Source organism: Mesorhizobium sp. WSM4311, from assembly GCF_002295115.1.
Lineage (GTDB): Bacteria > Pseudomonadota > Alphaproteobacteria > Rhizobiales > Rhizobiaceae > Mesorhizobium.
In genome coordinates this window covers 186,680-201,378 of record NZ_NSFV01000003.1, presented here as the reverse complement: position 1 = coordinate 201,378, position 14,699 = coordinate 186,680, and the positions used below count along the sequence as shown (strand labels likewise).

General features: G+C 62.2%; 16 protein-coding genes. 9 read left to right on the top strand and 7 right to left on the bottom strand.

Annotated elements, in window-relative coordinates; genetic code table 11:
- Position 1 precedes the first annotated feature (1 nt).
- Positions 2-394: an SUF system Fe-S cluster assembly protein gene (locus tag CK226_RS08255; protein WP_095770883.1), complete on the top strand. Its 393-nt coding sequence runs from the start codon at positions 2-4 to the stop codon at positions 392-394.
- A 4-nt stretch (positions 395-398) separates the two neighbouring features.
- Here the strand turns inward: CK226_RS08255 and CK226_RS08250 are convergent, their stop codons facing one another.
- Positions 399-950 carry a hypothetical protein gene (locus CK226_RS08250; RefSeq protein WP_210202230.1) on the bottom strand — a complete coding sequence of 184 codons (552 nt, stop codon included), beginning with the start codon at positions 948-950 and terminating at the stop codon, positions 399-401.
- Between the two features lie 269 nt (positions 951-1,219).
- Here CK226_RS08250 and sufA point away from each other — a divergent pair, with 269 nt between their 5' ends.
- Together sufA and CK226_RS08240 are read left to right on the top strand one after the other, a co-directional pair.
- The gene (gene sufA, locus CK226_RS08245) at positions 1,220-1,600 is read left to right on the top strand and encodes a Fe-S cluster assembly scaffold SufA (protein ID WP_013532156.1); all 381 of its coding nucleotides are present in this window, start codon (positions 1,220-1,222) and stop codon (positions 1,598-1,600) included.
- A gap of 121 nt (positions 1,601-1,721) precedes the next feature.
- Positions 1,722-2,078: a hypothetical protein gene (locus CK226_RS08240; RefSeq protein WP_095791561.1), complete on the top strand. Its 357-nt coding sequence runs from the start codon at positions 1,722-1,724 to the stop codon at positions 2,076-2,078.
- A 10-nt stretch (positions 2,079-2,088) separates the two neighbouring features.
- On the opposite strand, the gene CK226_RS08235 is transcribed toward CK226_RS08240, so the two are convergent.
- The gene (locus CK226_RS08235; RefSeq protein ID WP_095791560.1) at positions 2,089-2,586 is read right to left on the bottom strand and encodes a GFA family protein; all 498 of its coding nucleotides are present in this window, start codon (positions 2,584-2,586) and stop codon (positions 2,089-2,091) included.
- Positions 2,587-2,675: 89 nt separating this feature from the next.
- Between CK226_RS08235 and CK226_RS08230 the strand changes: the two genes are divergently transcribed.
- Positions 2,676-2,999 (top strand): TfoX/Sxy family protein, encoded by a 324-nt coding sequence (locus CK226_RS08230; protein ID WP_095770372.1) that lies wholly within the window; start codon positions 2,676-2,678, stop codon positions 2,997-2,999.
- 182 nt (positions 3,000-3,181) lie between these two features.
- On the opposite strand, the gene CK226_RS08225 is transcribed toward CK226_RS08230, so the two are convergent.
- Positions 3,182-4,099, bottom strand: coding sequence for a pseudouridine-5'-phosphate glycosidase (locus tag CK226_RS08225; RefSeq protein WP_095788101.1), 918 nt, complete (start codon positions 4,097-4,099; stop codon positions 3,182-3,184).
- Positions 4,100-4,172: 73 nt separating this feature from the next.
- Complete coding sequence (locus CK226_RS08220; RefSeq protein ID WP_095770371.1) at positions 4,173-5,117, bottom strand: carbohydrate kinase family protein; 945 nt, start codon at positions 5,115-5,117, stop codon at positions 4,173-4,175.
- A 9-nt stretch (positions 5,118-5,126) separates the two neighbouring features.
- Here CK226_RS08220 and CK226_RS35340 point away from each other — a divergent pair, with 9 nt between their 5' ends.
- The 5 genes from CK226_RS35340 (at position 5,127) to CK226_RS08200 (ending at position 11,202) form a co-directional block, all read left to right on the top strand.
- Positions 5,127-5,432, top strand: a complete 306-nt coding sequence (locus tag CK226_RS35340; protein WP_210202237.1) for a hypothetical protein — start codon at positions 5,127-5,129, stop codon at positions 5,430-5,432.
- Positions 5,398-6,495 (top strand): recombinase RecA, encoded by a 1,098-nt coding sequence (recA, locus tag CK226_RS08215; protein WP_010909075.1) that lies wholly within the window; start codon positions 5,398-5,400, stop codon positions 6,493-6,495. The genes CK226_RS35340 and recA overlap by 35 nt, the downstream gene beginning before the upstream one ends.
- Positions 6,496-6,753: 258 nt before the next feature.
- Positions 6,754-9,420 (top strand): alanine--tRNA ligase, encoded by a 2,667-nt coding sequence (alaS, locus tag CK226_RS08210; RefSeq protein WP_095791559.1) that lies wholly within the window; start codon positions 6,754-6,756, stop codon positions 9,418-9,420.
- 10 nt (positions 9,421-9,430) lie between these two features.
- A complete protein-coding gene (locus CK226_RS08205; protein ID WP_095791558.1) occupies positions 9,431-10,726 on the top strand; it encodes an SDR family oxidoreductase in 1,296 nt (431 codons plus the stop codon).
- Positions 10,723-11,202: a DUF2269 domain-containing protein gene (locus CK226_RS08200; protein WP_095791557.1), complete on the top strand. Its 480-nt coding sequence runs from the start codon at positions 10,723-10,725 to the stop codon at positions 11,200-11,202. Before CK226_RS08205 ends, CK226_RS08200 begins: the two co-directional genes overlap by 4 nt.
- A 14-nt stretch (positions 11,203-11,216) precedes the next feature.
- Here the strand turns inward: CK226_RS08200 and CK226_RS08195 are convergent, their stop codons facing one another.
- The 3 genes from CK226_RS08195 to CK226_RS08185 all read right to left on the bottom strand — a co-directional run bounded on the left by CK226_RS08195 (position 11,217) and on the right by CK226_RS08185 (position 14,430).
- The gene (locus CK226_RS08195; RefSeq protein WP_095791556.1) at positions 11,217-11,843 is read right to left on the bottom strand and encodes a glutathione S-transferase family protein; all 627 of its coding nucleotides are present in this window, start codon (positions 11,841-11,843) and stop codon (positions 11,217-11,219) included.
- Positions 11,844-11,923: 80 nt separating this feature from the next.
- The gene (locus CK226_RS08190; RefSeq protein ID WP_032930036.1) at positions 11,924-13,135 is read right to left on the bottom strand and encodes an NADP-dependent isocitrate dehydrogenase; all 1,212 of its coding nucleotides are present in this window, start codon (positions 13,133-13,135) and stop codon (positions 11,924-11,926) included.
- 317 nt (positions 13,136-13,452) lie between these two features.
- Positions 13,453-14,430: a right-handed parallel beta-helix repeat-containing protein gene (locus tag CK226_RS08185; RefSeq protein ID WP_095791555.1), complete on the bottom strand. Its 978-nt coding sequence runs from the start codon at positions 14,428-14,430 to the stop codon at positions 13,453-13,455.
- Between the last annotated feature and the right edge of the window lie 269 nt (positions 14,431-14,699).

Genomic DNA, 14,699 nt, shown 5'->3' with positions numbered 1-14,699 from the left:
CATGGATGATGCGAGCATCACTGCCGAGACCACTCCGGAACCCGCCGCCAACAGCGTCGTTTCCGCCACGGCCATCCCCGCCGACGAACTGGCGCGGCTGACCGACGACATCGTCTCGGCGCTGAAGACCGTCTACGATCCGGAAATCCCGGCCGACATCTACGAGCTCGGCCTCGTCTACAAGATCGACATCGAGGACGACCGTTCGGTCAAGATCGACATGACGCTGACCGCGCCGGGCTGCCCGGTGGCCGGCGAAATGCCCGGCTGGGTCGAAAACGCCGTCGGCGCCGTCGAAGGCGTCTCCGGCGTCGAGGTCAACATGACCTTCGACCCGCCCTGGTCGCCCGACCGCATGTCGGAAGAGGCGCAGGTGGCGGTTGGGTGGTATTGACGAATTACTTAAGCCCCTTGCCATAGGTTCGGGCGTAAGCCGCGATCGTTCTCGAAAAACTTTCGGGACTGGATGGGTTTCCGTCGACTATCATGCCACCTCCGACCGGGATCCAAAGCGCATCGTTGTTAAGAAACAACATTCTGCCACGCCGAGTCAGCTTAAGAGTGTCACCGGCGCGGGGCCTCAGTCGCAAAAGGACGGCAACGGGTTGTTGGCCTGTTAGGGCACGGGAAACCGTCTTCAGTTCAACTGCGTCTACCGCGGACCATGGTACCGTTTCGATTGTGATACTCGAGTCTTTGATGCCATCAGGGGATACCACTACCGAGCGGCGGCTGAAATATGTACGGTAGATAGCAAGACCCATAACAAAAAACAGTATTGTAATGACGAACGTGAACATGGCCTGGCCTAAAAGATTCGATCTTTGATGAGATAATAAAAATATAAAAGAAATAAATATTAAAATCGCAAAAAGTTTTGTAAAGTTACTTTTTATTGTTCCTAAATCGTCAGAAAAAATCAAAACATCTCTCGTATGATCGAGTTGCATCATAAGTAGTTGTCCGTCTTTTCCAAAAAAACAACCATAGTCGGCAGATCGCAGCGTGAACATTAATGCTTGCATGCAGGGCAATCAAGGTCGTGGTATCGAGTTGTGGGTATTTGCAGATGAGAGTGAAAGTCTGTCTTCTTGTTAGGCGCAGCGCCTGGTAAGGCGCTTTGCGGGTCCGGGGTTGCGCCAGCCAACAATCTTCACCATCTTAGGGGAAGACTCATCCCGCAGGCCTTGAACCTGCATGGATTGGAGAAGGAAAAAGAATGGGACGCTTTGCCGTCATCACGATGACCGAAAAGGCTGCGGACCGCGTGCGCGAGATCGTGGCTACCCGTGACAACGCGCACGGCATTCGCTTGGGCATAAAGAAGGGCGGCTGCGCCGGCATGGAATATACGGTCGACTTGGTGACCGAGCCCAACACCAAGGACGACCACATCGAGCGCGACGGCGCCCACGTCTATGTCGCACCGGAGGCAGCGCTGTTCCTGTTCGGCACCGAGATGGATTTCGAGCAGACCACGCTGCGCACCGGTTTCACCTTCCACAACCCGAACCAGAGTTCGGCCTGCGGCTGCGGCGAATCCGTCGAACTGAAGCCGGCTGACCTCAAGGCATTGGCGGAAGCACGCGCCTCGGCCTGAAATGCGATCGGACTCTGGTATAGCTGGATAAATCAAAAGCGCGCGTCGTAGTTTACGCTAAATAGAGCGCTTTCGTCATAAATTCCCGCCGTCCAGTGTTTGATGGTTTCGGGGTGCCGCGATGAATAGCCATCTGCCTCCTTTGGTTCTCGCGTCGGTTCTCATTATTTTGTTTTCCCTTTTCGCATATTACCGGGTTTACCGGTATGTGAAAAATAACCTGTTTCAGCAGATGAATTTGAACGACCATCAGACACGGATGTCGCTCGATTTTTATGTATTCGGCAAGGGAATACCGAACAAGATAAAGCTATTGTATATAGCGTGCCAGTTATCCGGCGTGATTGTTGCTATTTTATTCGGATTTTGTGCGCTTGAGGTGCATAGGAGCGACATGATCACCCTCTTCGGCTTTGTAACCGTTGCCTTCCTGGCGTCTACAGTTCGAGGGCTGTCAAAAATGATCAAAGCACAATAGGATTTTCCCTCTACTCCACCCACATCCCCGTCCGCTTGTGCCAGTCGGCGATTGATTCCTCGGGATAGACATCGAACGTCTTGTCGCCCTTGCCGATATCGGGCTCGACCCAGTTCGCCTTGTATTTCAGCATCAGATGCACCTTTTCAGGCGGCTTCGGCAGGTCGCTGTCGATCGCCGAGGCGAAGGGATGCACAAGGTCCGGCCAGGTCGGGTCGTAAAGCCAGAGCGCCGAGCCGCATTTGCGGCAGAAATTGCGCTCGCCGGTCGAGACCTCGCAGTGCGGATGCTCGTCGTCCTCGATCTCGGCGCGGTAGACGCCAAGGCTTCTCTTGCCCCGGATGTTCAGCGTTTGGTAATCGGCGCCGAGATTGATGGCGAAGCCGCCACCACCCTGCTGCTTGCGGCAGATCGAGCAGTAGCACAGCATGAACGGCACGGGCGTGTGGCTCTCCACCTCGAAACGCACGGCGTTGCAGCGGCAGGACCCCTTGAGCAGAAGCGGCATGACAAGAACTCCGATGGAATGGGCTTAACTTGTCAGCATGGTTCTGGTTGCGCGATGACAATGTCAAATGCCGGTGACATGATCGCGGCATGGACAATGAACGCATCGCCGAACTGTTCTCAGGGCTAGGCCCGGTCAGCATCCGCCGGCTGTTCGGCGGCAAGGGCATCTATTTCGACGGCGTCATCGTCGCCATCGTGCTGCGCGGCGAATTGCTGCTCAAGGCCGACGAGCAAAGCGCGCCCGATTTCGAAGCCGCGGGCTGCAAGCAATGGACCTATACCGGCAAGCGCCACGGCAAGCTGGTCGCCATGCCCTATTGGAGCATTCCCGACAGCGCCTTTGACGATCCCGACGAGATGGCGGTGTGGGCACGCCGCGCCTATGAGGCAGGGCGGCGCGCAGGCAAGTAGATCCCCGCAAGCGCGAGGCCCCTCATCCGGCCGCTGCGCGGCCACGTTCTCCCGCTGGGGAGAAGAGGAAAGCGCCGGCGCTGCAAGCTCCTATCCCCTCGGGGAGAGGTCGGATTGCCCCGAATTGCTCTTTTGCAATTCGGTCTTGGCAATCCGGGTGAGGGGGCATTTGCCGCTTGAACCTACAGGGCCTTGGCGATCTCGGCCGCCAGCCGCGCATTGTTTTCGACCAGCGCGATGTTGGTCTTGAGGCTGCGGCCGCCGGTCAACTCCAGGATTTTTCCCAGCAGGAACGGCGTCACCGCCTTGCCGGTCACGTTGAGCGCCTCGGCGGCCTTTTGCGCGGCTTCGATGTAGCCGGCCATCTCCTCGGCCGGGATTTCCTGGTTTTCCGGCACCGGATTGGCGACCAGCATGCCGCCGCCGAGCCCCAGCGCAACCCTGGTCTGGTAGAAATGCGCGATCTCTTCCGGTCCGTGCAAGGTCAGCGGCGCGCGGAATGGCGACTGCCGCGACCAGAAGGCGGGCATCGTCTCGCAGCCATGGCCGACGACAGGCACGCCGCGCGTCTCCAGCACTTCCAGCGTCTTTTCGATGTCGAGGATGGCCTTGGCGCCGGCCGAGACGACGATCACCGGCGTGCGTGCCAATTCGTCGAGATCGGCGGAGATGTCAAAACTCTTCTCCGCGCCCTTGTGCACGCCGCCAATGCCGCCGGTGGCGAACACCTTTATCCCAACCATTTCAGCCGCGATCATGGTGGCTGCGACGGTCGTGCCGCCGGTGCGTCCTTGCGCGACGGCGAAGCCGAGGTCGGCGCGCGACAGCTTCATGGCGTCACCGGTCATGGCCAGCGATTCGCGCTCGCCGTCAGACAGGCCGATCTTGATGCGGCCGCCAACCACCGCGATCGTCGCCGGTACGGCGCCGCCGTCGCTGATGATCTTCTCGACATTGGCTGCCATGGCGCCATTGTCGGGGTAGGGCATGCCATGGGTGATGATGGTGCTTTCCAGCGCCACAACCGGGCGCCCGGCGGCCAGGGCTTGCGCCACTGGTGCGTGGATGTCGATGAAGGGGCGGGCGGTTTCGGGTCTCATCTGGATCTCCAACTCGCGGTGCGGCGCATGGGGGGCGCCCGGCAACACAGCGGCACTATGAATTTTGCCGGTCTCATGCCACTTCCTGCGCGTCCGGCACAAGAGCCAGAGCTTCGGCGAAGCTCGCCGCGGTAAAATCGGGGATGGCGTCGGCGCTTTCGATGGCCAGCGTCGCCGCCGCGACGCCTTCGCGCAAGGCTTGGCGCAGCGGCAGGCCGCGCAGCAGGGCTGCCACCGTCGCACCCGCCAGCGCGTCGCCGGCGCCGGTGACGTCAGCGACTTTTCTCGGGGCCGGCGGTTGGATCGTAAAGGCGCCTGCTTCATCGAAACCCAGCACCGGCGCGCTGCCTGCCGTCACGACGCCGCTGGCAAGGCCGCTGCATCGCAATCCGTCGACGACATCTCCTTCGGCGGCGTTTGCGTTGACGCCGGCCAGCGCGACGGCTTCGCGCCGGTTCATGAAGACCAGCGCCAGCGCGCTGAGCACCGGTATCAGCCGCACCACCTTGGCCGGCGAGATGGCAATGGCATACACCGGCTTGCCGGCCGCAAGCGAAACCAGCCGCTCCAGTGCCGCCGACGGCAGATTGGCGTCGCACAGGATGGCATCGGCGGCAGCGATCGCTTCGCGGACCTTGGACCGTCTCATCTGCTTGGGAAACGCCAGATCGTAGAGCACCATGTCGGCAAAGCCGACGATCAACTCGCCCTCGCGATCGATCAGCGCGGTGTAGCTCGGCGTCGTGCGGTCGAGGAAGACCGCCGACAGGTCGGCGATGCCTGCCTCGGCGATGGCTCGCGAAATGGTGTCCGCCGCTGCATCGCCGCCGCGCATCGACATCAGCGAGCCCGATACGCCGCGCCGCACCGTGCTGCGCAGCGCGTTGAATACGCCGCCGCCGACGTCCTCGCGCATCGTGCCGGGATTGGACGCCGCCGGCACATACGTGCCTGACACCTGGCCGCGCCGGTCGATATGGGCGCCGCCCACGGCCAATATCTCTATGGATTTCACCATGCCGGCGATATGCCCTTTGTTATTGCAACTGCACAAGCGCTAGACTGCGTCATAGCCTTCGCCAGCAAGATGGCGATTCGGCGGATCGATACAACCGAGCAGTCTGGCCCAATGCGGGGTGCATTCCTGTTCGATCTCTTGGTACGGAAAAAGAACAAATCCGGATATGACTGGCTTTTCAGATATTTGATCCCTCTTGCCAAACGAGAACAAAAAAGGTACAAAATGGCAGGGATTACGGATTGTCCGGCCTTCATTGACGACCAAGGGGTGATGTATCATGGCTCAGAATTCTTTGCGGCTTGTAGAGGATAAGGCAGTGGACAAATCAAAGGCTCTGGATGCGGCGCTGTCGCAAATCGAGCGGGCTTTCGGCAAGGGCTCGATCATGCGGCTCGGCGCGAACGAGCAGGTCGTCGAGATCGAAACGGTGCCGACCGGCTCGCTCGGCCTCGATATCGCGCTCGGCGTTGGTGGCCTGCCGCGCGGCCGCATCATCGAGATCTACGGGCCGGAAAGCTCGGGCAAGACGACGCTGGCGCTGCACACGGTGGCCGAAGCCCAGAAGAAGGGCGGCATCTGCGCCTTCGTCGACGCCGAACACGCGCTCGACCCGGTCTATGCCCGCAAGCTCGGCGTCGATCTTGAGAACCTGCTGATCTCGCAGCCCGACACAGGCGAGCAGGCGCTGGAGATCTGCGACACGCTGGTGCGCTCCGGCGCCATCGACGTGCTGGTGGTCGATTCGGTCGCGGCACTGACGCCGCGCGCCGAAATCGAGGGCGAGATGGGCGATTCGCTGCCCGGCCTGCAGGCCCGCCTGATGAGCCAGGCGCTGCGCAAGCTGACCGCCTCGATCTCGCGCTCCAACACCATGGTCATCTTCATCAACCAGATCCGCATGAAGATCGGCGTCATGTTCGGTTCGCCCGAAACCACGACCGGCGGCAACGCGCTGAAATTCTATGCGTCGGTGCGCCTCGACATCCGCCGGATCGGCTCGGTCAAGGATCGCGACGAGGTCGTCGGCAACCAGACCCGCGTCAAGGTGGTCAAGAACAAGCTGGCGCCGCCCTTCAAGGTGGTCGAGTTCGACATCATGTATGGCGAGGGCGTGTCCAAGACCGGCGAGCTGGTTGATCTCGGCGTCAAGGCCGGCGTGGTCGAGAAGTCCGGCGCCTGGTTCTCGTACAATTCGCAACGTCTCGGCCAGGGCCGCGAAAATGCAAAACTGTTCCTGCGCGACAATCCCGATACCGCACGCGAGATCGAACTGGCGCTCAGGCAGAATGCCGGGCTTATCGCCGAAAAGTTCCTCGAAAATGGCGGCTCTGAAGGCGGCGACGACGGTTTTGAGGACGAAGCTGGCGCGATGTAGGGCAACGGACAGAGTTCGGCCATAAAGTCGACCTATGACCCGATGCTTAAGTAACCGAGTTCTTTAGTACCGCGTCCAAAACCGCCGGCCTTCGCGCCGGCGGTTTTCGTTTTTGAGACCATAGACTCCCAGGATTGGCCCAGTTCCGTGTTTCTGGACAGGCTGGAGCGTGGCCGCTAAAAGGCCAAGTCTATTTCTGGAAAGCAGACACCAGTTTCCGCCGGCCGCGCCGGCGGTTTTCGCGAAAAGGCAGCAGTCATGAGTGGCGTGAACGAGATCCGGTCGACATTTCTCGACTATTTCCGCAAGGAGGGCCACGAGGTCGTGGCCTCGAGCCCGCTCGTGCCGCGCAACGACCCGACATTGATGTTCACCAATGCCGGCATGGTGCAGTTCAAGAACGTCTTCACCGGTCTGGAGAAGCGGTCCTATTCGCGCGCCACCACCGCCCAGAAGAGCGTTCGCGCAGGCGGCAAGCACAACGACCTCGACAATGTCGGCTACACCGCGCGCCACCTGACTTTCTTCGAGATGCTCGGCAATTTCTCCTTCGGCGATTACTTCAAGGAGCGCGCCATCGAGCTTGCCTGGAACCTGATCACCAAGGAGTTCGGGTTGAAGAAGGACAAGCTGCTGGTCACCGTCTACCACACGGACGACGAGGCGGCCGGCTTCTGGAAGAAGATCGCCGGTTTCTCGGACGATCGCATCATCCGCATCCCGACCTCGGACAATTTCTGGGCGATGGGCGACACGGGTCCGTGCGGGCCGTGCTCGGAAATCTTCATCGATCGTGGCGAGCACATCTGGGGTGGCCCTCCCGGCAGCCCGGAAGAGGATGGCGACCGCTTCCTCGAATTCTGGAACCTGGTGTTCATGCAGTATGAACAGGTGACGAAGGAGGAGCGCATCGACCTGCCGCGCCCGTCCATCGACACCGGCATGGGCCTGGAGCGCATGGCCTCCATCCTGCAAGGGGTGGAAAGCGTCTTCGAGACCGACCTGTTCCGTCACCTGATCGATGCGGCGTCCTCCGCGCTTGGCCGCGCGCCCGATACGGAAACGGTGGCCTCCTACCGCGTCATTGCCGACCATTTGCGGTCGTCCTCCTTCCTGGTCGCCGACGGTGTCTTGCCGTCGAACGAAGGCCGCGGCTACGTGTTGCGCCGCATCATGCGCCGCGCCATGCGCCACGCGCAGCTGCTCGGCGCGAACGAACCGCTGATGGGGAAGCTGGTGCCGGCGCTGGTGCGCGAAATGGGCCAGGCCTATCCCGAACTGCCGCGCGGCGAACAGCTGATCACCGAGACGCTGAAGCTCGAGGAGACGCGCTTCCGCAAGACGCTGGTGCGCGGCCTCGGCCTGCTCTCCGAGGCGACGGAAACGCTGCATGCCGGCGACATGCTGGATGGCGAGACGGCGTTCAAGCTCTACGACACTTACGGCTTCCCGCTCGACCTGACGCAGGACGCGTTACGCCAGCGCAACATCTCGGTCGATCTGGCCGGCTTCACCAATGCGATGGAGCAGCAGAAGGCCGAGGCGCGCAAGCATTGGACCGGGTCCGGCGAGGCCGCCACCGAAACGGTGTGGTTCTCGGTGCGTGAAAAGACCGGCGCCACAGAATTCCTCGGTTACGAGACCGAGCAGGCGGAAGGCCTCATCCAGGCGCTGGTCAAGGACGGCAAGACCGTCGACAGCGCCGGCAAGGGTGATGCCGTTGCGGTCGTCGTCAACCAGACGCCGTTCTATGGCGAGTCCGGCGGCCAGATGGGCGACACCGGCGTCATCTCGGGCGAAGGTTTCTCGATCGCGATATCCGACACGCAGAAGAAGGCCGACGGCCTGTTCGTGCATCTGGGCAAGGTGGCGAGCGGCACGATCAAGACCGGCGCTGCCGTCGAGCTCAAGGTCGATCATGCACGCCGCACCAGGCTGCGCGCCAACCACTCCGCCACGCATCTGATCCATGAAGCGCTGCGCGAGGTGCTGGGCACCCATGTCGCGCAGAAGGGCTCGCTGGTCGCGCCCGAGCGCCTGCGTTTCGACATCTCGCACAACAAGCCGATCTCGGCCGAGGAACTCGAAGAGGTCGAGCGCATGGCCAATGAAATCGTCGTGCAGAACAGCCCGGTGACCACACGCCTGATGTCGGTCGACGACGCCATCGCCGAGGGCGCCATGGCGCTGTTCGGCGAGAAGTATGGCGACGAGGTGCGCGTCGTGTCGATGGGCACGGGCCTGCATGGCGCCAAGGCCAACCGGCCCTATTCGGTCGAACTCTGCGGCGGCACCCATGTCAGGGCGACCGGCGATATCGGCCTGGTCCGGGTGGTCTCCGATAGCGCGGTCGCCGCTGGCGTGCGTCGCATCGAGGCGCTGACCGGCGAGGCGGCCAGAAAATATCTCGACGAGCAGGACAGGCGCCTGAAGGCGGCGGCAGCCGTGCTGAAAATCTCACCCGCCGACGTGCCGGCGCGCGTCGAGACCTTGCTCGAAGAGCGCAAGAAGCTCGAGAAGGAACTGACCGAAGCGCGCAAGAAACTGGCACTCGGCGGCGGTGCCGCGGCGGGTGCGCCCTCGGAGAACGAGACGGTCGCCGGCGTCGGTTTCCTCGGCAAGGCGGTCTCCGGCGTCTCGCCGAAGGATCTCAAGCCGCTGGCCGATGCCGGAAAGACTTCGCTCGGCTCCGGCGTCGTCGTCTTCGTCGGTGCCGGCGAGGACAACAAGGCAAGCGTCGTCGTCGCCGTCACCGACGATCTCGTCGGCCGCTTCAGCGCCGTCGACCTGGTGCGCGTCGCCTCCGCCGCCTTGGGCGGGCAGGGCGGTGGCGGGCGGCCCGACATGGCCCAGGCTGGCGGCCCGGATGCCTCGAAGGCCAATGATGCGATCGCGGCTGTGAAGGCGGCTCTCGAAGCCGCCTGAAAGCCATGACATGAATGTTCTCGTCCTCGGTGGCTATGGTTTGATCGGGGACGCCGTCATCGGCCGTTTGCTTCGCGACGGCCATCACGTGACCGGCCTCGGTCGCGATGTTCAGGATGCCGGGCGACGCCGGCCGGCGGTGCGCTGGATCGCGGCGGACATGTCGAAACTCCTTGCCGCTGAAGACTGGCTGCCGGTGGTTGCGGGCATGGACGCGGTGGTCAATGCCGCGGGCGCCTTGCAGGACGGCCCGCGCGACCGCCTCGACGCCGTTCACCGGGGCTCGGTGGTGGCACTCGTTGGGGCCTGCGAACAGGCCGGTGTGCACCGCTTTGCGCAGATCTCCGCGATCGGTGCCGATCTCGCCTCGGCAAATCCTTTCTTCAGCACCAAGGCGCAAGGCGACAAGGCCGTCGCAAGCTCCTCGCTGGAGTGGACCATCCTGCGGCCGGGCCTTGTGATCGCGCCCGCTGCCTATGGCGGGACGGCACTTTTGCGCGCCCTTGCGGCATTCCCCGGTTTTGTTCCGGCCGTCATGCCGCTCCAGCCGATCCAGACCGTGGCGGTCACCGACGTTGCCGAAGCGGTGGCGCGCGCGGTCGCCGGATCGCTGCCGACCCGACTCGCCGTCGATCTCGTCGAAGCCAATGCCAGACCGCTCGCCGAGGTCCTCTCCACCTTGCGTGCGTGGCTTGGTCTGCCGCCTGCGAGAGTGGTGCCGATGCCAGCCATTCTCGGCCGGCTCGCCGGCGCGGTTGCAGATGTGCTTGGAACTCTTGGTTGGCGGTCCCCGCTGCGCAGCGCAGCCCTTGCTGCCGTGGCGGGCGGTGTCACGGGCGACGCAGCGGCCTGGAACCGAATTTCAGGCCGTCCGCTTCAGCCGCTGGAAGCAACGCTGGCCGACATGCCGGCCAATGTCCAGGAACGATGGTTCGCCCGCCTCTGGCTGGCAAAGCCTGTCATCTTCGCTTGCCTGTCCCTATTCTGGCTTGTTTCGGGTGTCATCGGCCTGATCCGGCAAGAGGCGGCGGCGGATATCCTTGTTTCGCACGGCGTGTCGGCGAGCCTGGCCCATATCGCGGTTCTGGCCGGAAGTACGGCAGACATCCTGGTTGGCGCGGCCGTCGTGGTCCGATCCCTGGCCCGGCGCGCGCTGCTGGCGATGATTGCCATCACCCTGTCCTATCTGGCGGGGGCGTCGCTTCTTGTCCCAGGTCTATGGCTTGATCCACTGGGGCCGCTGGTCAAGACGATCCCCGCGCTTTGCCTGGTGCTGGTTGCGCTCGCGGTGCTCGACGAGCGATGAGCCTCTGGGTCGACATATTGCGCTGGGCGCATGTCATCGGCGCCACGGTTCTGTTCGGCGCCGGCGCCGGCATTGCCTTCTTCATGCTGATGGCGCAACGCAGCGGCCGCGCCGATCTCGTCGCCCATGTCGCGGGCACGGTCGTCATCGCCGACACCATTTTTACGGCGACCGCCGTCATCGTGCAGCCGGCCACCGGCGTGTTGCTGGCGCAGGCTGCGGGCTGGCCGCTCTCCGAAGGCTGGATCGCGCTGTCCTTGCTGCTTTATATCGTGGCCGGCCTGTTCTGGCTGCCGGTGGTCTGGATTCAGATCAGGATCCGCAATCTGGCGCGGCAGGCGGCCATCGAGAACGCGCCGCTGCCCGCCGAAGAGAAACGCCTCTTTCGCATCTGGTTTGCTTGCGGTTTTCCAGCCTTTGGCGCGGTGCTTGCGATCCTCTGGCTGATGGTGACCCGGCCCGAGATAAGGTTTTAGCGCCGCCTCGGGTTTCAATCAGCCTTTTCGGTCATGGCAAAGGCTTGTCTGGCCGCGATCCGGTCCCACCATGCCAGAATCTCGGGAAACTCGGCCAGAAGCTTTTGCCCGTCGGCAACCTTGAGGAAATAGGCGATGATCGGCGCCGCATGCAGGTCGGCCAGTGTCACCTGATTGCCGAGCAACCATGGCCCGGGAGCCTTGAGTGATGTGAGCACCCTGAGGACCGTTTCCGCCTGCCGCAGCCCGCCGGCGATCAGGCTCAAATCCGGCTCTGGCTTTTCGAGCCGCTCGACGGCAACGTCCCAGACCATGGCGCGGTAGCCGTAGGCGTCGAGCATGCCTGTCATCTGGCCCATCCTGGCGCGGCCGCGCGCATCGGCGGGCTGCAGCGCCGGGCCGTCGAAGGCCTCGTCGACATAGCGGGTGATCGCATTCGTCTCGAAAAGGCGAAAACCGTCATGCTCCAAGGCCGGGATGCGGCCGAACGGGTGATGTATCAGATACCAGGCCGGGATGCCCTCGGCGGCGAAGATGTCGAGCGGCACCAGTTCGTAGTCGACGCCTTTCTCCTCCAGCGCCATCCGCGCGATGCGCACATAGACACTGTAGTCCGCGCCATAGAGGATCGGCCTGGTCATGCTGTCAGCCCTTCGCTTTCACTGGCCCAAAAAAGCGAAGGCTCCTTTCGGAGCCTTCGGCATGTGTTAAAGCCGGGTTCTTAGGCCATCGCCTTCTGCAAGTTCTCGTCGATCTTGTCGAGGAAGCCGGTCGTCGAGAGCCAGGGCTGGTCGGGACCGATCAGCAGCGACAGGTCCTTGGTCATGAAGCCGGACTCGACGGTCTGGATGCAGACCTTTTCCAGCGTCTCGGCAAAACGCTTCAGCTCGGCATTGTCGTCCAGCTTGGCGCGGTGGGCGAGGCCTCGCGTCCAGGCGAAGATCGAGGCGATCGAATTGGTCGAGGTTTCCTCGCCCTTCTGGTGCTGGCGGTAGTGGCGGGTGACGGTGCCGTGCGCGGCTTCGGCTTCCACCGTCTTGCCGTCCGGCGTCATCAGCACCGAGGTCATCAGGCCGAGCGAGCCGAAGCCCTGCGCCACCGTGTCGGACTGCACGTCGCCGTCGTAGTTCTTGCAGGCCCAGACATAGCCGCCCGACCATTTCAGGCTGGAGGCCACCATGTCGTCGATGAGGCGGTGCTCGTACCACAGCTTCTTCGACTTGAACTCGGCCTCGAATTCAGCCTCGTAGACTTCCTGGAAAATGTCCTTGAAGCGGCCGTCATAGGCTTTCAGGATGGTGTTCTTGGTCGACAGGTAGACCGGATAGTTGCGCAGCAGGCCGTAGTTCAGCGAGGCGCGGGCGAACTCGCGGATCGACTCGTCGAGATTGTACATGGCCATGGCGACCCCGGCGCCGGGCGCGTCGAACACGTCATGCTCGATCACCTTTCCGTCCTCGCCGACGAACTTGATCGTCAGCTTGCCCTTGCCGGGGAAGCGGAAATCGGTGGCGCGGTACTGGTCGCCGAAGGCGTGGCGGCCGACAATGATCGGCTTGGTCCAGCCCGGCACCAGGCGCGGCACGTTCTTCATGATGATCGGCTCGCGGAAGATGGTGCCGCCGAGGATGTTGCGGATGGTGCCGTTGGGCGACTTCCACATCTTCTTCAGCTTGAATTCCTCGACGCGCTGCTCGTCGGGGGTGATCGTCGCGCATTTCACGCCGACGCCGTATTTCTTGATGGCGTTGGCCGAATCGATGGTCACCTGGTCGTTGGTAGCGTCGCGGTGCTCGATGCCGAGGTCGTAATATTCGAGCTTGAGGTCGAGATAAGGGTGGATCAGCTTGTCCTTGATGAACTGCCAGATGATGCGGGTCATCTCGTCGCCGTCGAGTTCGACGACCGGGTTCGCCACCTTGATCTTCGCCATGGAAAGAATGCCTCGTTCAACAGTTGGGGGATGGCGGGTCGGCCCCGCCAGGATAGGGACTTCGCCTATAGCAAAGCGATCCGGGCGGCGCAAACCGGGGCAATGCGGAAGCAGGCTGCTGCCGACGCAATTCTAGTCTAGGAGAAGCGTGAAGCGGGTTTTCGTTCGAAATTGCCGTAAAACAAGGGGACAGGCGGCGTTTCCGCGAAACGGTAAACCGATCCAGCAATCGTGAACAAAGATCGATGCCGCGCTGCCCATCGAGAGGCAGGCGGCATCGCCTTTGTTTCATGCTGCCGCATGCAGGCGGCAGGCGCTTATTGCAGCGGCGTGCCGCCAGGGCCGGGGAAGGCCGCGATTGGCGTGCCGTCGGCCACGTTGCCCGAGATCATGTTGTTCTTGAACGACTGGACGGCGCCGCTGCTGGTGTTGCTGACCCCGGTGACATTGCCGAACACCGTCGAGGCGCCGAGAAAGGCGATGGCGCTGCCGGCGCCGCTGGCGGCGGCGCCGTTGGCATTCACGCCGACGCCGGCATTGGAACTGATCGTGGTGTTGACGATCGTCGCGCGTACCGACGATGCCGCGGCGACGGACTTGACCGCCACCCCGTTGCCGCTGTTGCCGCTGACCAGGCTGTCGGTCAGCGCCACGTTCATGGCAGAGGTGTTGCCGGTGCCGTCGACAAGAATGCCATTGGCGCTGTTGGTCAGTTCCACCCTGGACAGGATGGCATTGATGCCGATGGCGCCAGTCGTTTTGATCAGAACGGCGCCACCGGCTGCCTCGGCTATCCGTGTATTGATTATGTAGAGTTCGCTGGCGCCGTTGGGAAGAAATTCGACGCCATTACTGGTCACCCGCTCGATGTTGCAGTCCTCGATATGCAGTTGACCTTGGCCGATCATCCGCACGCCGTCGAGTCCAGTGCCCACGCCGTCTATGTCGAGGCCGCGAAGATGCACGACGGAGCCGACAGTCGTGTTTATGATGATGCCGTTCACGAGCGCCGAAAGCACACCGCCTTCAGTCGTTCTGCAGTCGATTGTGATGGATTTGGTGATGGTGACCGCGCCAAATCCGCCCGGGTCCAGACAGTTGATCTCGCCGGCCGTCGCCGTCTTCGAGATGGCGCCGGCAAACGTCTTGCAAGGTGCCGTCCGGCTGCACGGATCGGCGTCGTTGCCGACGCCGGAAACCCAGGTCCGTGTCGCTTGCGCGGAAGCCGGAGCAATCACGAAGACTGATGCCAGAAGCAACACAGCGATTGAAAGGAAAAACCGTAAGACGTTCATTTGCCCCCTCCTGAAGCTTGGCCAACACCCGTGTCGGCTATTGAAAACCCGTGTGGAAACGCTTGGGGCACAGATAAGTGACAGGAGCGTGCAAGACACGCTCCGTCTTCAAATGAATTTACCGATACAGCTTGGCCCCAAGCGGTTTTGATATTGCAATTTTCTAAGATTATGTCACAGCGGCGGCCGCATCGCCGTATTTAACTATACATATAGATAATAGGTTATTTCTGTAACCGGAAGATGTCGCCGATAAAAAAGTAAGGCAG